Below are 18,285 nucleotides of genomic sequence, written 5' to 3'. Positions count from 1 at the left end.
AGACCCCCGCATCGGGCTGACGCGCTCGTCCTCAAACGCCGGACGGGCTGAAATGTCGGCCCGGGCTGCGAAATCTTCAGCCCCTCCGGCGTTTGAGGAGCGGGGGTTCGGGGGCTGGCCCCCAGGGACGGGAATGGGTAGGGGCGGCGGGGGCGAGGAAACCCGGCCGGGGGCCTACTCCGCGTACAGTTCGTCGATTTCTCGGGCGAACTCTCTCGTCACCACGGCCCGGCGGAGCTTCATCGTCGGGGTCAAGTGGCCCGCCGTCTCCGTGAAGTTGAGGGGGAGGACGGTGAAGCGGCGGATCGACTCGGCCCGGGAGACGAGGCGGTTGGCGTCGTCGACGGCGCGCTGGAGGACGGCCAGGAGATCGGGGTCGGTGACCAGCGTGGCGACGGGGACGTCCGACTTGGCGGTCATCCGGCACCAGTGGGCCATGCCCTCGGCATCGAGGGTCAACAGGGCGGTGATGTAGGGGCGGTTGTCACCGACGACCACGCACTGGTTGATGAGGGGATGGGCACGGAGCCAGTCCTCCAGCGGCGCGGGGGCCACGTTCTTGCCGCTGGTGGTGATGAGGATGTCCTTCTTGCGGCCGGTGATGGTGAGGTAGCCGTCGTCGTCCAGTTCACCGAGGTCACCGGTGGCGAACCAGCCCTCCTGGTCGGCCGGCACCACACCACCCGCCTGCGGATCCCAGTAGCCGCGGAACACCTGCTCCCCGCTGAGCAGGATCTCGCCGTCCTGCGCGATCCGGACGCGCGTGCCGGGCAGCGGCCAGCCGACCGTGCCGAGCCGCGGCCGGTGCGGGTAGGTGAGGGTCGCGGCGGCCGTCGACTCCGTCAGGCCGTAGCCCTCGAAGACCTGGATGCCCGCGCCGGCGTAGAAGGAGGCGAGGCGGCGCCCGAGCGGGGAGCCGCCGCAGACCACCTGGCGGACCTTCCCGCCGAGGGCCGCGCGGATACGGCGGTAGACGAGCGGATCGTAGAGGGCACGGGCCGCCTTGAGTTTCGTACCCGGTCCTGAGCCCGTGCCGTGCTGCTGGGCCTCCAGCGCCTCGCCGTAGCCGCGGGCCACGCGGGCCGCCCGGTCGAAGGAGGCGGCGCGGCCCATCTTCTCGGCGGTCGCACGGCCGGTGTTGTAGACCTTCTCCAGCACGTACGGGATCGCCAGGAGGAAGGTCGGGCTGAAGCCGGCGAGATCGGCCAGCAGCTCCTCCGTACGGATGCTCGGCGCGTGCCCCAGGCGGACCCGCGCGCGCATACAGGCGATGGCGACCATCCGGCCGAAGACGTGCGAGAGGGGCAGGTAGAGGAGCGTGGACGCCGGGTCCTTGAAGGTGGACTTGAAGACCGGGTGGAGCAGTTGGACGGCGTTGTCGACCTCGGCGAAGAAGTTGGCGTGGGTCAGCGCGCAGCCCTTGGGCCGGCCCGTGGTGCCCGAGGTGTACATGATCGTCGCGAGCGAGTCGGGGCCGAGGACGCCACGGCGTACCGCGACCTCCTGGTCCGGCACGTCACGCCCCAGCTCGGCGAGGCGCTCGGTGTGCCCCTTCTCGAAGATCCACATGTGGCGGACGTCGGGGAGCCGGTCACGCTCCGGGCCGAGCGCGGCGGCCTGCGCCACATGCTCGACGGCGATCGCCACAGCGCCGGAGTCCTGGAGGATCCAGCGGGTCTGGAAGACGGAAGAGGTGGGGTAGACGGGGACGGTGACGAGTCCGGCGGCCCAGGCCGCGAAGTCCAGCAGCGTCCACTCGTACGTCGTACGCGCCATGATCGCGAGCCGGTCGCCCGGCAGCAGCCCCTCCGCGATCAGCCCCTTGGCGACCGCCAGCACCTCGGCGGCGAACTCGGCGGCCGTGACGTCCGTCCAGCGGCCGTCCGCGCCCTTCCGGCTGAGCACCGGGTCGTCGGGCGCCTCCTCCGCGTTGTCGAAGGGGATGTCCGCGAGCGAGCCGTGCGTCACGGCGTACACCATCGGAGGCACCGAGACCTCACGCACGACCCCGTCGAGTCGCCTGACCTCGGGTTCAGGGATGACGAGCTCGGGGTTGTCGGAGGGATCGCGGGACACTGACGGCTCCTAACTCTTGCACTACCCCCATTACGGACCTGTGAAGTGGCGGGTTCACCTGGGAAAGTGAGGCGCTTCTGTGCGGAAGAGTGAGAGGTTCGTGCACGTTCGGACGCCTGTTCATCTTTTGCCCAACATACCGACGCAACAAGGGCGTTGCCCGCGGATCCGTCGAGTTCGTGCCCTTCGGCCCCTCACGGGCGTTCGAGGATCGCCGTGACGCCCTGTCCGCCCGCCGCGCAGACCGAGATCAGTCCGCGCCCGGGAGCGTCCCGCTCGGCGAGCAGTTTCGCGAGGGTCGCCACGATCCGCGCCCCGGTGGCCGCGAAGGGGTGACCGGTCGCGAGCGACGAGCCCGCCACGTTCAGCCGGGCACGGTCGACCGTGCCGAGGCCCCGCTTCTCCCAGGCCGCCAGCGTGGCCAGCACCTGTGAGGCGAACGCCTCGTGCACCTCGACGAAGTCGAAGTCGTCCAGGCCGAGCCCGGCCCGCTCCAGCATGCGCGGCACGGCGTACGCGGGCGCCATCAACAACCCGTCCTCGCCACCGGCCACGTCGCCCCTGACGAAGTCGACGGCCGCCGTCTCGTACGCCGTCAGATACGCGAGCGGCGTCAGTCCGCGCACCGACGCCCACTCCTCGCTCGCGAGCAGCACGAGCGCCGCGCCGTCCGTGAGGGGCGTCGAGTTCCCCGCGGTCATGGTCGGGGCCGGATTGTCGGGGCTGTCGGGATTGCCCAGGTCCTTCAGCCCGAACACCGGCTTCAGGGAGGCGAGTTTGCCGACCGTCGAGCCGGGCCGGAGGTTCTGGTCGCGGGCCAGCCCCCGGAAGGGCACGACCAGGTCCTCGAAGAAGCCGCGTTCGTACGCCGCCGCCAGCCGCTGATGGCTCGCGGCCGCCAACTCGTCCTGCGCCTCCCGGGTCACGCCCCACACGCGGGCCGTGACGGCAGCGTGCTCGCCCATCGAGAGGCCCGTACGGGGCTCCGCGTTGCGCGGGATGTCCGGGACGAGGTGCCCGGGGCGGATCCGGGCCAGCGCCTTCAGCCGGGCGCCCGCCGACTTCGCACGCCGGACCTCCAGCAGGATGCGCCGCAGCTGGTCGTTGACGCCGAGCGGGGCGTCGCTCGCCGTGTCCGCGCCGCCCGCGATCGCCGACTCGGTCTGGCCGAGGGTGATCTTGTTGGCCGCCGCGACGATCGCCTGGAGGCCGGTGCCGCAGGCCTGCTGGATGTCGTACGCGGGGGTGCGGGCGTCCAGCCTCGACCCGAGCACCGTCTCGCGCGCGAGGTTGAAGTCCCGGCTGTGCTTGAGCACGGCACCGGCGACCAACTCCCCCACCGCGCCCGGCTCTTCGAGACCGAAGCGGCCGAGGCGTCCGACGTGCTCGACGAGTCCGTCGACCGCCGCGGTCAGCATCTCCTGGTTCGAGGCGGTCGCGTACGGGCCGTCCGAGCGGGCGAAGGGGATACGGGTGCCGCCGACGACCGCGACGCGCCGCGGCCGCGGCGCCCGGAGGGGTTCCCGGATGGATTCCCGGAGGGGTTCAAGGGGGCTCATCTCGACCTGCTCCTCACCGTGACGTAGCCTTACCTCGGGTAACCTTACTCCAGAGTAAGAACACGACCGAGCTGGGAGTTGGACGATGGCCGACCGCTACCTGAGTCTCACCGGCACCGCCCCCGGCCGGTTCCTGACCCGCCGGCTCGGGCTGCCGCAGCCGGTGCGGTTGCGGCGCTGGAGCGCCGAACAGCCTGTACTCCAAGGGGAGTTGCTGCATCTCACCGCGGGCAAGTCCGAGCTGGACCTCGCGCCCGTCCTGGCCCGGTCGGGGCCGGGCTCCGGCGGCGACAGACCCGTCGCCGTCGTCCTCGACGCCACCGGTGTCCGTGACGTCGACGCCCTGGCCGAGGTGCACGCGGCACTCCACCCCGTCGTACGGTCGGTCGCCGAGAGCGGGCGGATCGTGGTGCTCGGCGCGCCCCTGGACCCCGCCGACCACCACCAGGCCGCCGTCCAGCAGGCCCTCGAAGGGTTCGTACGCTCCCTCGGCAAGGAGATCGGGCGCGGGCGGACGGTGAATCTCGTACGGCTCCTGGAGGCGGGGGCCGCCGAGTCGACGTTGCGTTTTCTGCTGTCGCCCAGGTCGGCCTATGTCAGCGGGCAGGTGATCGAGGTCGGCGGCCACGGCGTCTCCGGTCGTGGTGGCGGTGGGCCGGCCGGGCCCGAGGATCCCGAGAAGCCCCTTGCCGGGCGTACCGCGCTCGTCACCGGGGCCGCCCGCGGGATCGGTGAGGCCGTCGCCGCGACACTGGCACGGGACGGGGCTCTGGTGGTGTGCCTCGACGTGCCCGCCGCCGGCGGCGATCTCACCTCCGTCGCCGAGCGGCTCGGCGGGGTCGCGCTGCCGCTCGACATCACGGCGGAGGACGCGGGGGCGCGGATCGCGGACGCGTTGCCCGGCGGGCGGCTCGACGTACTGGTCCACAACGCGGGGATCACGCGGGACCGGAGGCTGGTCAACATGGCTGCGGAGCGGTGGGGTTCGGTGCTCGACGTCAACCTTGCGAGTGTGCTCCGCACGACCGATGTGCTGCTGTCCCGTGGCGCGCTCCGAGCGGGCGGGCGTGTGGTTGCCACCGCGTCCATCGCCGGGATCGCGGGGAATGCCGGGCAGACGAACTATGCCGCGTCCAAGGCGGGGGTCGTGGGGCTTGTTCGGTCGCTCGCGCCCCGGGCGCTTTCGGAATACGGGGTGACCGTGAACGCGGTCGCGCCCGGGTTCATCGAGACGAAGATGACTGCGGCCGTGCCGTTGTTCATCCGTGAGGCGGGGCGGCGGATGAACTCGCTTGCGCAGGGCGGGTTGCCGGTTGATGTCGCCGAGACGACGGCTTGGCTTGCGAGCCCTGGAGCGGGGGCTGTGAACGGGCAGGTTGTTCGGGTTTGCGGACAGAGTCTTTTGGGGGCGTGAGGGGTTGGTTTGTTGTCTGCGGGTGCGTTGGGGCTGGTCGCGCCCACGCGGCGGAGCCGCAAATTGACACAGCCCCGCGCCCCTAAAAACCAAAGGCGGCTCGCCTCTGCTCGGCCCAGGAGAAAGGTCAGGTCAGCGATGGATGACGTAACGGGTCCTGTGCGTACCCATGTTCTCGACGGTTCGCCGCGCCTTTGGCCCTTGCTTGCCCGGGGTGCTTTCCTCTCGCTCTTCAAGCGGGCCCGGACGGGAGTCACGGCGCCCCGGACCCGATTGGTTCTCCCGGGGCTTCGTATCGATCTGGGAAAGCTCGCCGCGTATGAGCGTGCCTGTGGATTCGGGGTGGGGGCGGACGAGTTGCCCATTACCTATCCGCATGTTCTCGGATTTCCGTTGGTCATGCGGCTGATGAGTGAGCGGGCCTTCCCGTTGCCGTTGCTCGGGCTGGTGCACACGTCCATCGGGATCACCCGGCGGAAGGCGACGGCGGCGACCGGGGAGTACGAACTCGCCGTGTACGTGGATGAGTTGGTGCCCCACCGGCGCGGGACCGAGGCCGTCGTCGTGACCGAGATGCGGGCGGGGGGCGAGGTCGTGTGGGAGTCGCGGAGTACGTATCTGGCGCGGCACCGCACCTCGGCGGGGAGCGCGGGCGGGCCGGCCGCGCCCGCGGAGCGCAAGCCGCTGCCCGTCGTGGCCGAGTGGGCGCTCGCCGGGGATGTGGGGCGGCGGTACGGGGCCGCGTCCGGCGACCGGAACCCGATCCATCTCCACCCCCTCACCGCCCGGCTGTTCGGCTTCCCCCGGGCCATCGCGCACGGCATGTGGACCGTGGCGCGCTGCCTCTCCGAGCACGGGGCGCCTCAAGCGGCCGTGGTCCGGGCGGAGTTCAGGGCGCCGGTGCTCCTGCCGGGGACGGTGTCGTACGGGGCGGAGGGTGCCGCGTTCGAGCTGCGGGGGGCGGGTGGCCGGCTGCACCTGTCCGGAGAGGTGCTCCCCGTGCTCTGATGCGTGCCCCGCCCTACTCGGGTGACCCGGCCGAACCGTGCTGCGCCCCGTGCTCCGACCAGGGTCTCCCCTCCATCAGGTCCCCCAGGCCCGCCCAGGCGAAGTTCATCAACGTCGTGGCGGCCTGGCGGGCGGAGACGCCGGGGGTGGCGTTGGCCCAGGCGGCGAGGGACTCGGCGGCGCCGACAAGGGCTTCCGCCAGGCCGGCGACCTCGCGCTCGGGCAGCGACGGGTCCCGGTGCGCCTCACGGGCGGCCACCACGATCAACTGCGTGACGAACGCGACGATCTCCTCGCGCATCGCGGCGAACTCCGCGGCGAACGGCTCTCCGTGCGTACGCGCCTGGAGGTGCAGCACGGCCCAGCCGTCCGGGTTCTGCGCGGTGTGCGTGAAGAACGCCCGCAGCCCGTCCCACAGTTGGCGGTCGGCGGGCACGTCCGGCTGGACTCCCGCCCGCACGGCCGCGGTCAGGGCGGCCGCCTCACGCCGGATGCACGCGGTGAAGAGGTCTTCCTTGGAGTTCAGGTACAGATAGACCAGCGGCTTGGACACACCCGCCAGATCGGCGATCTCGTCCATCGACGCGGCCCGGTACCCCCGCTGACCGAAGGTCTGCACCGCCGCGTCCAGCATCTGCTGTTCGCGCACGGCCCGCGGCATCCGCTTGCTCTTCACTGCACCCATACGAGCAAGAGTACGAGTTGTCTGCCGACGGCTCGGCGGAGTTGCCGGTCGTTACGAGGTCTGACCCTGGGCTCGCGACACCTCGTCCACCACGTCGTCCTCCTGGCTGCGGTTGGCCTCCAGGTTGGACTTGACGCGGTCGACGCGCTCGACGATCCGGATCGAGGCGCGGTCGCGCTCCTTGCGCAGGACCACGAAGCTGATGGGGGCCGAGATCAGCAGGGAGAGCAGGATGATCCACATGCCGTTCGAGTCGCCGAGCCCGCGCGGGGCGACACCGGAGTAGACGAGGCCCCAGACGACCACGAGGCAGCCCGCGAGGATTCCTAGGCGCATCAGTGTGTAGCGGAGCATCTCAATCCACTCTTCCGTGTCGAACGGGTCCGAAGGGGTCCGAAAATCCCCGACATTCCCAAAGGGCACCGTCCAGTCAAGCACGCCCGGCACCCGATCTTGCAGGGGGGTGCGGGGAGTCAGGCGAGCGGCAGCAGCATGAAAACGTCGTCGCGGTCGTCGCCGGGCGCGACGCGTATCGCGTCCGGTATCCGGCCGACCTCCTTGTATCCGCACGAGCCGTAGAACCGCTCCAGGCCGAGGCCGCCGCGGCAGGTGAGCCGGATCGCCTCGATGCCGTCGAGGGTGCGGGCGGCGTCCGCGGCGGCGGCCAGGAGGTCCCGGCCGTATCCCTTGCCCTGGTGCTTCGGGTGCACCATCACCGTGTAGAGCCACAGCCAGTGGGTCATCAGCCGGTGTGTGTTGAAGGTGAGGAAGGCCGCCGCGGCCACCTGCCCCTCCTCGTCGAACCCGGCCAAGAGGCGGGCGCGCCCCTCCGCCATCGCCGCGAAGTGCTTCACCAGCTCCGGCCGGATCACCTCGCGGTCCACCGGCGCGACGAAGCCGACGGCGCCGCCCGCGTTGGAGACGTCCGTCCACAGATCGAGAAGACCGTCGCGCACCTCGGGGGTCACGGCCGGATCGAGAGCGAAGGTAAGGGCCATGCGGCAAGGTTAGCTATTACGTCACGCCGGTCTCAAGCGTGTTCCGACGTCACGTACGTCACGCGCTTTCCTCGCCCCCGCCGCCCCTGCCCATTCCCGTCCCTTCTGGGGGCTCCGCCCCCAGACCCCCGCATCGCGCTGACGCGCTCGTCCTCAAACGCCGGACAGGCCGGAAGGCAGGGGCGCAGCCCCTGCCTTCCAGGGGCGCGGGGAACTGCGCGGCCAGCCCCCACCGGACCCGCACCCGACCACTCACACGAAAACGTCAGACCCTCATCGGCTGAGGCGACTCCCGACGCCCCGCGTCCGGACCGTCGTACTCGCGAATGATCTCGTACCGGGTGTTCCGCTCCACCGGACGGAACCCGGCGTCACGGATCAGGTCGAGCAGATCCTCGCGGGTCAGCTTGTTCGGCGTGCCGTAGTTGTCGGCGTCGTGCGTGATCTTGTACTCGACGACCGAGCCGTCCATGTCGTCCGCGCCGTGCTGGAGCGCCAGCTGGGCGGTCTGGACGCCGTGCATGACCCAGAAGACCTTGACGTGCGGCACGTTGTCGAAGAGCAGCCGGGAGACCGCGAAGGTCTTCAGGGCCTCGGCGCCGGTCGCCATCTGCGTACGCGCCTGCAGCCTGTTGCGGACCTTGCCGTCCTTCACGTCGACGAAGTCGTGCTGGTAGCGCAGCGGGATGAAGACCTGGAAGCCGCCGGTCTCGTCCTGCAGCTCACGCAGACGCAGGACGTGGTCGACCCGGTGGCGCGGCTCCTCGATGTGCCCGTACAGCATCGTGCACGGGGTCTTGAGACCCTTCTCGTGCGCGAGGCGGTGGATGCGCGACCAGTCCTCCCAGTGGGTGCGGTGGTCGACGATGTGCTGCCGGATCTCCCAGTCGAAGATCTCGGCGCCGCCACCGGTCAGGGATTCGAGCCCCGCGTCGATCAGCTCGTCGAGGATCTCGCTCGCGCTCAGCCCCGAGATCGTCTCGAAGTGGTGGATCTCCGTGGCCGTGAAGGCCTTGAGGGAGACGTCCGGGAGAGCCTTCTTGAGTTCGCTGAGCGAGCGCGGGTAGTAGCGCCACGGCAGGTTCGGGTGCAGGCCGTTCACGATGTGCAGCTCGGTGAGGTTCTCGCCCTCCATCGCCTTGGCGAGACGGACGGCCTCCTCGATGCGCATCGTGTACGCGTCCTTCTCGCCCGGCTTGCGCTGGAACGAGCAGTACGCGCACGACGCGGTGCACACGTTCGTCATGTTGAGGTGGCGGTTGACGTTGAAGTGGACGACGTCGCCGTTCTTCTTCATCCGCACCTCGTGGGCGAGCCCGCCCAGCCAGGCCAGGTCGTCCGACTCGTACAGCGCGATGCCGTCCTCGCGGGTCAGCCGCTCACCGGCCCGGACCTTGTCCTCCAGCTCGCGCTTGAGCCCGACATCCATGCTGCTTCTACCTCTCGTAAGTGACGAACCTTGTCAACCGTACTCCCCCACCCTTCGGGCGGGAGGGGCCTCCATCAGGCACTTCGTGCCTGCGCCCTATTCCTCTTCGGGCAGCTCACCCACCCGGTTCTCCCACTTCGTGGAGAGAACGATCGTCGTACGCGTACGGGAGACGCCCTTGGTCCCCGACAGCCGCCGGATGGTCTTCTCCAGGCCGTCCACGTCGGGCGCCCGCACCTTGAGCATGTAGGAGTCGTCGCCGGCGATGAACCAGCAGTCCTCGATCTCGTTGAGGTCCTTGAGGCGGTGCGCCACGTCCTCGTGGTCGGTGGCGTCGGAGAGCGAGATGCCGATGAGGGCGGTGACGCCGAGGCCGAGCGAGGTCGCGTCGACCGTCGCGCGGTAGCCGGTGATGACACCGGCGGCCTCCAGGCGGTTGATGCGGTCGGTGACGCTGGGTCCCGACAGTCCGACGAGGCGTCCCAGCTCCGCGTAGGAGGCCCGGCCGTTCTCCCGGAGGGCCTGGATGAGCTGCCTGTCCACCGCGTCCATGCGATCGATAGCCTTCCGCTGAAAGTTCCTGAAGTGATGTGTGGGTACTGCGCGTTGCTCGGTCGTACAGGTAGTACAGGTCGAACGTGCTGCTCAGGTCGTGCGTGAGCCGCCGCCGAGTTCGCCCTCCCAGCGGCGGTAGAGCGTGTGCCCGACGCCCGCCGCGTCCAGCACGCGTCCGGCGACGAAGTCCACCAGGTCCTGGATGTGGGTCGCTCCCGCGTAGAACGCCGGGGAGGCCGGCAGTACGGTCGCGCCCGCGTCGTCCAGTGTCACCAGATGCCGCAGGGTCTGCCCGTTCAACGGGGTCTCGCGGACGGCGACGACCAGCTTGCGCCGCTCCTTGAGCGTGACGCTCGCGGCGCGCTGCAACAGGTCCTTCGAGAGGCCGAGCGCGACCCCGGCGACACAGGCGGTGGAGGCGGGCACGATGAGCATGCCCTTCGTGGCGTACGAACCCGAGGACGGCCCCGCCGCCAGGTCCCCCGCGCTCCAGTGCCGTACGTCGTCGACGTCCACCGCGAAGGTGCCGGGCTTGCCGTCGGCCCCCCGGCCGAGCCACTCCCGGAGGTCGTCCTGCCAGTGGCCGTCCCGGAAGCTGATCCCGGTCTCGTCGAGCAGCGTGAGCCGTGAGGCCCGCGAGACGACCAGGTCGACGCTCTCCCCGGCCGCGAGGAGGGCACGCAGCACGGCAGCCGCGTACGGCGTTCCGGACGCGCCGGAGACCCCCACGATCCAAGGCCGACGCTGAGTTTCTCCTGCGTTCACACCCTGAGCCTACCGGCGGGCCGCCCGGAGCTCAGGACCGGCCGTGCTTGCGGCCCGTCAACGGGCCGCGCCGTACTCACACGCCACCCACACGGCATTCACACGGTCAGACCTCGCACCAACAGATCGAGCAGCGCGCACGCGAACAGGGCGATCCCGATGAAGCCGTTGACGCTGAAGAAGGCGCGGTTCACCCGGGAGAGGTCGTGCGGGCGGACGATCGAGTGCTCGTACAGGAACGCGCCCGCGACGATCACCAGGCCGACCCAGAAGAAGGTGCCCGCGTCGGTGGCCAGCGCGTACCAGACGAAGAGTCCCGTGGTGAGGGTGTGGCAGACGCGCGCGCCCCAGACGGCCGCCGGGATGCCGAAGCGGGCCGGGACCGACATGACGCCGATCTCGCGGTCCGTCTTGACGTCCTGGCAGGCGTAGATGAGGTCGAAGCCGCCGATCCAGATGCCGACCGCGAGGCCGAGGATCACCGCGTCCCAGGACCACTCACCGGTGATCGCCAGCCAGCCGCCGATCGGCCCCATCGCCTGCGCGAGACCGAGGATGGCCTGCGGGAAGTTCGTGAACCGCTTGCCGTACGGGTACACGACCATCGGGATGACCGCGATGGGCGCGAGCGCCAGGCACAGCGGGTTGAGCAGGGCCGCCGCGCCGAGGAAGAACACCAGGGCGACCAGGGCGCCCGTCCACGCGTGCTTCACCGTCATCGCGCCGGTGACCAGCTCGCGATGGGCCGTACGGGGATTGCGGGCGTCGATCTCGCGGTCGATGATCCGGTTCGCGGCCATGGCGAACGTCCGCAGGCCGACCATCGCGACGGTCACCAGCAGCAGCCGGCCCCAGGCGATGTTCTCGTCCACCGTGAACATCGCCGTGAGCGCCGCGATGTACGCGAAGGGCAGCGCGAAGACGGAGTGCTCGATCATGACGAGGCGCAGGAACGCCTTGGTGCGCCCCGGCTGCGGGATCGCGGCTGATGCGCTGCTCACGAGAGTCCGTACTCCTTCCACCGGCGGTCGACCTTCGCCGCCGTCTCCGGGTCGGACAGCACCATGTCGGGCCAGCCGCCGTCCCGTGTGTACCCCTCCTCGGGCCACTTCTTCGTCGCGTCGATGCCCGCCTTGCCGCCCCAGAACTGCTGGTACGAGGAGTGGTCGAGGTGATCGACGGGCCCCTCGACGACGGTGAGGTCACGGGAGTAGTCCGTGTTCCCCAGCGCGCGCCACGCGACCTCGTGCAGGTCGTGGACGTCGCAGTCGGAGTCGACGACCACGATCAGTTTGGTCAGGGACATCATGTGGGCACCCCAGACGGCGTGCATCACCTTCTGGGCGTGCTTCGGGTACTTCTTGTCGATCGCGACGATCGCGCAGTTGTGGAAACCGCCCGCCTCGGGGAGGTGGTAGTCCACGATGTCCGGCACGATGATCTTGAGGAGGGGGAGGAAGAACCTCTCCGTCGCCCGGCCCAGCGGACCGTCCTCCGTCGGCGGCCGGCCGACCACGATCGACTGGAGCAGCGGGCGCTTGCGCATCGTCACGCAGTCGATGGTCAGGGCGGGGAAGGGCTCCTGCGGGGTGTAGAACCCGGTGTGGTCGCCGAAAGGTCCTTCCGGGAGCATCTCACCGGGCTCCAGCCAACCCTCCAGTACGACCTCGGCCTGCGCCGGCACCTGCAACGGCACGGTCTTGCAGTCGACCATCTCGATCCGCTTGCCCTGGACGAACCCGGCGAAGAGGTACTCGTCGATGTCACCGGGCAGCGGGGCCGTGGACGCGTACGTCACCGCCGGCGGACACCCGAAGGCGATCGCGACCGGCAGTCGCTCGCCCTTCCGCGCGGCCACCTGGTAGTGGTTGCGGCTGTCCTTGTGGATCTGCCAGTGCATGCCGATGGTGCGCTTGTCGTGGCGCTGGAGGCGGTAGAGCCCGAGATTGCGGATGCCGCTCTCCGGGTCCTTGGTGTGGGTCAGGCCCAGGTTGAAGAAGGACCCGCCGTCCTTGGGCCAGGTGAAGAGGGCCGGCAACCGGTCCAGGTCGACCTCGTCGCCCTGCAGCACGACCTCGTGCACCGGCGCGTTGTCGGACTTGATCTTCTTCGGCGGTACGTGGGTCATGGCGCCGAGCTTCCCGAAGGCCTCGCGCACCCCGACGAACCCGTGCGGCAGCTCCGGCCTGAGCAGGCCGCCGATCTTCTCGCTGATCTCCTCGTACGACTTCAGGCCGAGCGATTTGAGGAGCCTGCGGTCCGTCCCGAACACGTTCATCGCGAGCGGCATCGCCGAACCGCGCACGTTCTCGAAGAGCAGGGCCGGGCCGCCCGCCTTCTGGACGCGGTCGACGATCTCCCCGACCTCCAGATACGGGTCCACCTCGGCCTTGATGCGCTGGAGGTCGCCCTCGCGCTCAAGCGCCCGGAGCAGGGAGCGAAGATCGTCGTAAGCCATGCGTTCCAGTATCGGCTACTCGCTACGCTGAACCTGTAACGGGGGCCGCTCACCCGGCCCCGATCTCGCACGCATCTCCACTCTCCACACGCAGGGGGACCGCCGAATGCTTCGGGTGCTGATGATTCTGGTGCCGTTGGGGCTCAGCATCTATGCGTTCATCGACTGCATCACCACCGACGAGAAGGACATCCGGTACATCCCGAAGCCCCTCTGGGCGATCCTTGTGCTGCTGTTCCCGCTCGTCGGCTCCATCTCCTGGCTGATCGTCGGCCACCAGCGCAAGCCGCGCGGCCTCTCCTCCGGCCGCGGCGGCTGGGTCGCGCCCGACGACAACCCGGAGTTCCTGAAGTCCCTGAAGGACGACAGCAAGGGCGACGGCAAGGGCGACAGCGAGGGCAAGGACAAGGCCGACGCCCCGACGGACGCCGTGACGGACGACGAGGCGCACCTCAAGAACTGGGAGGACGACCTCCGCCGCCGCGAGGAGGAACTGAAGCGGCGGGAGGGCGGGTCCGGCGACGGCCCCGACGACTCCACACCTCCGAAGCCCTGACGTGGAGATCCGGCTGCTGGTCACCTTCGAGAAGGTCGCCACCGTGCTGAGCTTCACGCAGGCGGCCGCCGAGCTGAAGTACGCCCAGTCCAGCGTGACCAGCCAGGTCCGCGCCCTGGAGTCCTCGCTCGGGACGCAGCTCTTCGACCGGCTCGGCAGCCGCATCCGCCTGACAGAGGCGGGTGAACGGCTCCTTCCCTACGCCCGGCAGATCATCGAGCTGAGCGAGGAGGCACGGGCGGCGGTCGTCGGTACGGAGGAGCCCTCGGGCACTCTGACGATCGGCACGATGGAGTCGCTGACGTCCTACCGTCTGTCCCCGCTCCTCGAACTGTTCCACCACCGCTATCCCGGGGTGCGGCTGTCCATGCGCCCGACGCTGGGCGACGAGACCCGGCAGGCGCTGCGGCAGGGCACGTACGACGTGGGTTTCCTGATGGAGCGGGAGACGGAACACGCGGGGCTCGAGGTCACGCTGCTCACGCAGGAACCGCTGGCGCTGGTGGCGGCGCCGGGCCATCCCCTCGTGGGAGCGGCCGTGTCGACCGCCGATCTTGTGCACGAGCCGCTGCTGGCCACCGAACCGGGCTGCGCCTACCGGGACCTGTTCGAGGAGGAGCTCAACACGCGGTCCGCGGAGCCGGTCCCGTTCATGGAGTTCGGCACGATCGAGGCGACCAAGCGTGCGGCGGCGGCCGGCCTCGGCATCGCCCTCCTGCCCGCGGTGACGGTGGCGGAGGAGCTTGCCGACGGCCGGCTCGTGGCCCTGTCCTGGGAGCAGCCGTTCACCCTCAGCACTCAGCTGGCGTGGCGGTCCGGGAAGCGGCTTCCGGCGCACGCGCGGCTGTTCGTGGAGCAGGCGCGGAAGCTGGTTGCCGAGCAAGGGTGACCTTCAGGCTCGCCGCCACGATCAGCGGGACGCCGAGCGCCTGGACGAGTCCGATGTGGTGCCCGTACACCGCCCAGTCCGCGACCATCGCCACCGCCGGGTAGGTGAAGGCGAGTACGGCGATCTTGGCGGTCGGCAGCTGGGCGTAGGCGGCGTACATCAGGACGTACATCAGGCCCGTGTGGATGACTCCGAGGCCGACCAGCCAGCCCCAGTCGGCACCCGTGCCGCTCATCGCGCCGAAGTCGGCGAACGGCAGCAGCAGCGGGATCCCGACGACGACCTGGACGAGGGCGATGAGGTGCGGGCGTACGCCCGTGATGCGCTTGGTCACGAGGGTGGACAGGCCGTAGAGGAGCGCGGCGAGGAGGGCCTGGCCGACGCCGAGGAGGTACGTGCCGTCGCCGCCGGTGAAGTCCGAGGGCGTGACGCCGGAGACGAGGGTCAGGCCTCCGAAGGCGAGCGCGATCCAGCCGGCCTTCGCCGCGGTGAGGCGTTCACGGAAGAGGAGGGCGCCGAGCAGCACCACGTAGAACGGCTGCGTGTGGTAGACGACGGTCGCGACGGAGATCGACGTGTTCTCGTACGACTGGAAGAGGAAGACCCAGTTGAAGACGATGAACAGGCCGCCCAGTGCGGCGAGTCCGAGTTTGCGCGGGGTGAGCCCGTGGTCGCGGAAGTAGCCGCGGGCGAGGGCGTACGCGCCGAGTGCCAGGGCTCCGAAGAGCACACGGAAGAACACGACGTTGAAGGGCGAGGCGCCCGACTCGACGACGAAGATGCCGAGGGTTCCGGAGAGGACCATCGCCGCGGTGAGCTGAACCGTGCCCTTGTGCTCGAACCTGCTGTCCGACTTCCTGTCTGCGTTCATGCCAAGGAAGTTACGAGCGGCCCGCGGTACCGGTCCACGAGCCAGTGGGGCGTCCTGCCGATGAGGCCATCGGCCCTCCCGATGAGGTTCTCGCCCCCGCCGCCCCTACCCATTCCCGTCCCCTGGGGCTCCGCCCCGGACCCCGTGGGGTGCGATTTCGGGTGCGGGCCCGGCTGTGGCTTGTCGCGCAGTTCCCCGCGCCCCTTTTAGGGGCGCGGGGAACTGCGCACGGGGGTTCGGGGGCGGAGCCCCCGAGTAGTGACGGGAATGGGTAGGGGCGGCGGGGGCGAGAAGAGGCCCCACCCGGTCAACGCCCCGCCGCCAGGCGGTAGAACGCCTGCGTCGTGCGCGGATGAGCCATCTCGTCCAGCAGATGCCGCCACTCGGGATCAGCGGTGGCGGCCGTGTGCGCCTGGTCCCAGGCGTCCAGCAGCGGCCCGAGCTCACTCTCGGGGGCCACGACGACGGTCGCGGGGATGGCGGGGATGTTCATGGCGGTTTCCTTCCGGGCGGAGAGGCTGTGAACCTCCGGGAGCGTCTGGGTTCAACCATCCCGCCGCCCGCCCTCCGTCGCCATGAAGCGACCACCCCAAGTGGAGGTGTAGCCAGCCCCACCAGAGGAGTTGGCGTCTCCTACCGGACGGCCGCCACGAACACCGCCCAGGTGCTCCGCCGGATGAGCAGGGTGGGGCCGGTGGGTCGTCAGGACGCAGAAAGACGCGGTGGTCAGTCCTCGCGCAGGACGAGGGCGAGGAGCCCCGGGAAGCGGGTGTCGAACTCCTCGCGGCGGAGGCGGTTGACCCGCTTGGGCCCCTCGTCGCGCTGCTCCACGAGACCGGCGCCTCGCAGCACGGAGAAGTGATGGCTGAGGGCCGCCTTGCCGACCGGCACGTCGAAGCTTCCGCAGCTGCGCGTCCAGACGGGGGACCCCGCCAACTCCCGTACCAACGTGATGCGTACGGGATCGGAGAGGGCGGCGAGCGCGGTCAGGACCGGGACCTCGTCGGGGTGGGTGTGCTCGGGGGCCGCCCGGTGACTGACGCGTTCCACCATGTCCGCCTCCCCTTGGGCACGGCCGTTTCAGCCTTGCCGAGTGTTCGATGAAAACCATACACTCCGGAGTGTTCGCTTTTCATTGAACAGTCGAGCGGGAGTGTGGCATGCGCGCGGTTCAGGTCCAGGAGTACGGCGGTCCCGAGGTCCTCAGGACGGTGGAGACGGAGGTGCCCGCGCCGGGCCCCGGCCAGGTGAGCGTGGATGTGGCGTACACGGGGGTCAACTTCGCCGACCTCAAGGCGCGGGGCGAGGGCTACCGCGTGCCGTCACTGCCGTACGTCCCCGGTCTTGAGGTCTCGGGCCGGGTCCGGGCGCTCGGCGAGGGCGTGTCGGGTGTCGAAGCGGGCCAGGAGGTGGCGGCTCTCACGAACGGCGGCGCGTACGCGGACGTGGTGGTGGCCGACGCGGCGACCGTCTTCCCGCTGCCGTCCGGCGTGGACCTCCGTACGGCCGCCACGCTGCCCACGGTCCTGCCGACCGCGTACGCCCTCGTGCACGCGGTGGGCCGCCTGCAGCCCGGCGAGACGGTTCTCGTACAGGGCGCGGCGGGCGGAGTCGGCACGGCGGTGGGGCAGTTGGCGAAGGCGGCGGGCGCTTCCGGGGTGTTCGGGGTGGTGTCGGGTGCGGCGAAGGCGAAGTACGCGCTGGACCACGGCTACGACGACGTGTTCGTCGCCTCGTCCGCGGAGTTCGCGGAGGCGGTGCGTGCGGCGACCGGCGGCCGGGGCGTCGACCTGGCCCTGGACCCGGTCGGCGGCGAGACCTTCAAGTCGTCCCTCGCGTCCCTGGCCGTCTTCGGCCGCCTGGTGTCGTTCGGCAACGCAAGTTCCGCCGAGCCGTGGCGGGTGGGCCAGCCGGAGCTGTACCCCACCGGCCTGTCGGTCTCCGGCTTCTCCATCCTGACCCTGGCCCAGACGGCGCCGGGCGCTCTGCGGGAGCTGACGAAGAAGGCGTTCGCGGCCGTGGCGGAGGGGGTCGTGTCCCTGCCGGTGACCGCGGAGTTCCCGCTGGAGGAGGCGTCCGAGGCACACCGGCTGATGGGCGGGCGCACGAGCACGGGGAAGCTGCTGCTGCGGGTCGCGTAACCGGGCCTCGCGCCCCTCTTGTCACTTACTCCCCTTCACTCGCTCCCGTCACCCACTCCGGTCACTCACCACCCTCGTCCGGACTTGGCTCGGCGGTGCCGCGCGGGGCCGCTTCGGGTTTCGTGTGGAGGACCTCGCGGGCCTGGTCCGCGGCGCGGGCGGTGCTCTCGGAGATGAAGTCGAGGAAGCGGGCGATGTTCTGGAGGCGAGTGGCGGCCGGGGTGTCTCGGCCGAGGACGCCGACGCCGTTCCGCGCGGTCTCGGCGATCTGGGCGACGCTGCGGGCGCTGGCCATCATGGACTGGTACCAGATGTCGTCGTCGACGACATAGCGCTCACGGCGGCGTTCGTCGCGTTCCCGGCGGATGAGGCCCTGGCTCTCCAGGAACGCGACCGCTTTGGAGATGGACGCCGGACTTACCTGGAGGCGCTGGACGAGTTCGGACGCCGTGAGGCTGCCCGCGTCGCTGATACAGAGGGCGGCCATCACCCGGGCCATCATCTTGGGCGTACCTGACTGCATGAAAACGGTGGTGAGCGTCTCCTCGTACTCGCGCACCGCCTCGGCGTCGCGCCCATGAGCCTGCTCGGGCGCCTGCGACCCCCGGGGTGCGGCCTGCTTGCGCCGGTGGGCGCGGCGCTCGGTGGCGCGGTGGGCCAGGTCGGCGCGGTAGGCGGTGGGGCCGCCGTTGCGCATCACCTCACGCGTGATCGTCGAGGTCGGACGGTCGAGACGCCTGGCGACCTCCGCGTAGGCGAGCCCGTCGGCCAGTCCCAGCGCGATCTGCTGACGTTCCTGCTGACTGAGTCTGCCTCCGGGCATCGCGGTCCCCTTTCACGCTTCCTTGACGCGTCCAGCATAGCGTTCACTTCCAACCCAA

General features: G+C 70.2%; 19 protein-coding genes. 5 read left to right on the top strand and 14 right to left on the bottom strand.

Annotated features, from left to right (window positions below; genetic code table 11):
• Positions 1-174: 174 nt before the first annotated feature.
• Together OG718_RS31525 and OG718_RS31520 are read right to left on the bottom strand one after the other, a co-directional pair.
• Positions 175-2,076 (bottom strand): AMP-dependent synthetase/ligase, encoded by a 1,902-nt coding sequence (locus tag OG718_RS31525; protein WP_260695777.1) that lies wholly within the window; start codon positions 2,074-2,076, stop codon positions 175-177.
• A gap of 194 nt (positions 2,077-2,270) precedes the next feature.
• Positions 2,271-3,635 (bottom strand): acetyl-CoA C-acetyltransferase, encoded by a 1,365-nt coding sequence (locus OG718_RS31520; protein ID WP_328845778.1) that lies wholly within the window; start codon positions 3,633-3,635, stop codon positions 2,271-2,273.
• Positions 3,636-3,720: 85 nt separating this feature from the next.
• Between OG718_RS31520 and OG718_RS31515 the strand changes: the two genes are divergently transcribed.
• Both OG718_RS31515 and OG718_RS31510 read left to right on the top strand, forming a co-directional pair.
• Positions 3,721-5,049: a 3-oxoacyl-ACP reductase gene (locus OG718_RS31515; RefSeq protein ID WP_328845777.1), complete on the top strand. Its 1,329-nt coding sequence runs from the start codon at positions 3,721-3,723 to the stop codon at positions 5,047-5,049.
• A 138-nt stretch (positions 5,050-5,187) separates the two neighbouring features.
• A complete protein-coding gene (locus OG718_RS31510) occupies positions 5,188-6,057 on the top strand; it encodes a MaoC family dehydratase (protein ID WP_143643464.1) in 870 nt (289 codons plus the stop codon).
• A gap of 13 nt (positions 6,058-6,070) precedes the next feature.
• Here OG718_RS31510 and OG718_RS31505 read toward each other — a convergent pair whose 3' ends face one another.
• The 8 genes from OG718_RS31505 to OG718_RS31470 all read right to left on the bottom strand — a co-directional run bounded on the left by OG718_RS31505 (position 6,071) and on the right by OG718_RS31470 (position 12,947).
• Positions 6,071-6,742 carry a TetR/AcrR family transcriptional regulator gene (locus tag OG718_RS31505; protein ID WP_143643463.1) on the bottom strand — a complete coding sequence of 224 codons (672 nt, stop codon included), beginning with the start codon at positions 6,740-6,742 and terminating at the stop codon, positions 6,071-6,073.
• A gap of 51 nt (positions 6,743-6,793) precedes the next feature.
• Complete coding sequence (locus tag OG718_RS31500) at positions 6,794-7,096, bottom strand: DUF4229 domain-containing protein (protein WP_143643462.1); 303 nt, start codon at positions 7,094-7,096, stop codon at positions 6,794-6,796.
• Positions 7,097-7,215: 119 nt separating this feature from the next.
• A complete protein-coding gene (locus OG718_RS31495; protein ID WP_143643461.1) occupies positions 7,216-7,740 on the bottom strand; it encodes a GNAT family N-acetyltransferase in 525 nt (174 codons plus the stop codon).
• Between the two features lie 265 nt (positions 7,741-8,005).
• Entirely contained in the window at positions 8,006-9,169 is a 1,164-nt protein-coding gene (gene mqnE, locus OG718_RS31490) for an aminofutalosine synthase MqnE (RefSeq protein ID WP_055616805.1), read from the bottom strand.
• 96 nt (positions 9,170-9,265) lie between these two features.
• On the bottom strand, positions 9,266-9,721 hold the full coding sequence (locus OG718_RS31485; RefSeq protein WP_055616806.1) for an Lrp/AsnC family transcriptional regulator: 456 nt from the start codon (positions 9,719-9,721) through the stop codon (positions 9,266-9,268).
• A 93-nt stretch (positions 9,722-9,814) separates the two neighbouring features.
• A complete protein-coding gene (locus tag OG718_RS31480) occupies positions 9,815-10,489 on the bottom strand; it encodes a UbiX family flavin prenyltransferase (RefSeq protein WP_143643460.1) in 675 nt (224 codons plus the stop codon).
• A gap of 98 nt (positions 10,490-10,587) precedes the next feature.
• Positions 10,588-11,490 (bottom strand): menaquinone biosynthesis prenyltransferase MqnP, encoded by a 903-nt coding sequence (gene mqnP, locus OG718_RS31475; protein ID WP_143643459.1) that lies wholly within the window; start codon positions 11,488-11,490, stop codon positions 10,588-10,590.
• Positions 11,487-12,947, bottom strand: coding sequence for a menaquinone biosynthesis decarboxylase (locus OG718_RS31470; protein WP_143643458.1), 1,461 nt, complete (start codon positions 12,945-12,947; stop codon positions 11,487-11,489). Before OG718_RS31470 ends, mqnP begins: the two co-directional genes overlap by 4 nt.
• A gap of 106 nt (positions 12,948-13,053) precedes the next feature.
• Between OG718_RS31470 and OG718_RS31465 the strand changes: the two genes are divergently transcribed.
• Both OG718_RS31465 and OG718_RS31460 read left to right on the top strand, forming a co-directional pair.
• A complete protein-coding gene (locus tag OG718_RS31465; protein WP_143643457.1) occupies positions 13,054-13,503 on the top strand; it encodes a PLD nuclease N-terminal domain-containing protein in 450 nt (149 codons plus the stop codon).
• Between the two features lies 1 nt (position 13,504).
• Positions 13,505-14,392 carry a LysR family transcriptional regulator gene (locus OG718_RS31460; RefSeq protein WP_143643456.1) on the top strand — a complete coding sequence of 296 codons (888 nt, stop codon included), beginning with the start codon at positions 13,505-13,507 and terminating at the stop codon, positions 14,390-14,392.
• Here OG718_RS31460 and OG718_RS31455 read toward each other — a convergent pair.
• The 3 genes from OG718_RS31455 to OG718_RS31445 form a co-directional block, all read right to left on the bottom strand.
• A complete protein-coding gene (locus OG718_RS31455; protein ID WP_328845775.1) occupies positions 14,295-15,263 on the bottom strand; it encodes a DMT family transporter in 969 nt (322 codons plus the stop codon). The genes OG718_RS31460 and OG718_RS31455 overlap by 98 nt on opposite strands.
• A 307-nt stretch (positions 15,264-15,570) precedes the next feature.
• On the bottom strand, positions 15,571-15,756 hold the full coding sequence (locus OG718_RS31450) for a hypothetical protein (RefSeq protein WP_143643455.1): 186 nt from the start codon (positions 15,754-15,756) through the stop codon (positions 15,571-15,573).
• 233 nt (positions 15,757-15,989) lie between these two features.
• Positions 15,990-16,316 carry an ArsR/SmtB family transcription factor gene (locus tag OG718_RS31445; RefSeq protein WP_143643454.1) on the bottom strand — a complete coding sequence of 109 codons (327 nt, stop codon included), beginning with the start codon at positions 16,314-16,316 and terminating at the stop codon, positions 15,990-15,992.
• 107 nt (positions 16,317-16,423) lie between these two features.
• On the opposite strand from OG718_RS31445, the gene OG718_RS31440 reads away from it, so the two are divergent.
• Positions 16,424-17,404 (top strand): quinone oxidoreductase family protein, encoded by a 981-nt coding sequence (locus tag OG718_RS31440; RefSeq protein ID WP_328845774.1) that lies wholly within the window; start codon positions 16,424-16,426, stop codon positions 17,402-17,404.
• Positions 17,405-17,465: 61 nt separating this feature from the next.
• Here OG718_RS31440 and OG718_RS31435 read toward each other — a convergent pair whose 3' ends face one another.
• Positions 17,466-18,227 carry a GbsR/MarR family transcriptional regulator gene (locus OG718_RS31435; protein ID WP_143643452.1) on the bottom strand — a complete coding sequence of 254 codons (762 nt, stop codon included), beginning with the start codon at positions 18,225-18,227 and terminating at the stop codon, positions 17,466-17,468.
• Between the last annotated feature and the right edge of the window lie 58 nt (positions 18,228-18,285).

It is taken from the genome of Streptomyces sp. NBC_00258 (assembly GCF_036182465.1).
Taxonomy (GTDB): Bacteria; Actinomycetota; Actinomycetes; order Streptomycetales; family Streptomycetaceae; genus Streptomyces.
This window is presented reverse-complemented; position numbering and strand designations above follow the sequence as displayed.

Coding starts and splice junctions, on each gene's coding strand:
- OG718_RS31520 (WP_328845778.1), bottom strand. CDS start 3,635: ATGAGCCCCCTTGAACCCCTCCGGGAATCCATCCGGGAACCCCTCCGG.
- OG718_RS31515 (WP_328845777.1), top strand. CDS start 3,721: ATGGCCGACCGCTACCTGAGTCTCACCGGCACCGCCCCCGGCCGGTTC.
- OG718_RS31510 (WP_143643464.1), top strand. CDS start 5,188: ATGGATGACGTAACGGGTCCTGTGCGTACCCATGTTCTCGACGGTTCG.
- OG718_RS31505 (WP_143643463.1), bottom strand. CDS start 6,742: ATGGGTGCAGTGAAGAGCAAGCGGATGCCGCGGGCCGTGCGCGAACAG.
- OG718_RS31500 (WP_143643462.1), bottom strand. CDS start 7,096: ATGCTCCGCTACACACTGATGCGCCTAGGAATCCTCGCGGGCTGCCTC.
- OG718_RS31495 (WP_143643461.1), bottom strand. CDS start 7,740: ATGGCCCTTACCTTCGCTCTCGATCCGGCCGTGACCCCCGAGGTGCGC.
- mqnE (WP_055616805.1), bottom strand. CDS start 9,169: ATGGATGTCGGGCTCAAGCGCGAGCTGGAGGACAAGGTCCGGGCCGGT.
- OG718_RS31485 (WP_055616806.1), bottom strand. CDS start 9,721: ATGGACGCGGTGGACAGGCAGCTCATCCAGGCCCTCCGGGAGAACGGC.
- OG718_RS31470 (WP_143643458.1), bottom strand. CDS start 12,947: ATGGCTTACGACGATCTTCGCTCCCTGCTCCGGGCGCTTGAGCGCGAG.
- OG718_RS31465 (WP_143643457.1), top strand. CDS start 13,054: ATGCTTCGGGTGCTGATGATTCTGGTGCCGTTGGGGCTCAGCATCTAT.
- OG718_RS31455 (WP_328845775.1), bottom strand. CDS start 15,263: ATGAACGCAGACAGGAAGTCGGACAGCAGGTTCGAGCACAAGGGCACG.
- OG718_RS31450 (WP_143643455.1), bottom strand. CDS start 15,756: ATGAACATCCCCGCCATCCCCGCGACCGTCGTCGTGGCCCCCGAGAGT.
- OG718_RS31445 (WP_143643454.1), bottom strand. CDS start 16,316: ATGGTGGAACGCGTCAGTCACCGGGCGGCCCCCGAGCACACCCACCCC.
- OG718_RS31440 (WP_328845774.1), top strand. CDS start 16,424: ATGCGCGCGGTTCAGGTCCAGGAGTACGGCGGTCCCGAGGTCCTCAGG.
- OG718_RS31435 (WP_143643452.1), bottom strand. CDS start 18,227: ATGCCCGGAGGCAGACTCAGTCAGCAGGAACGTCAGCAGATCGCGCTG.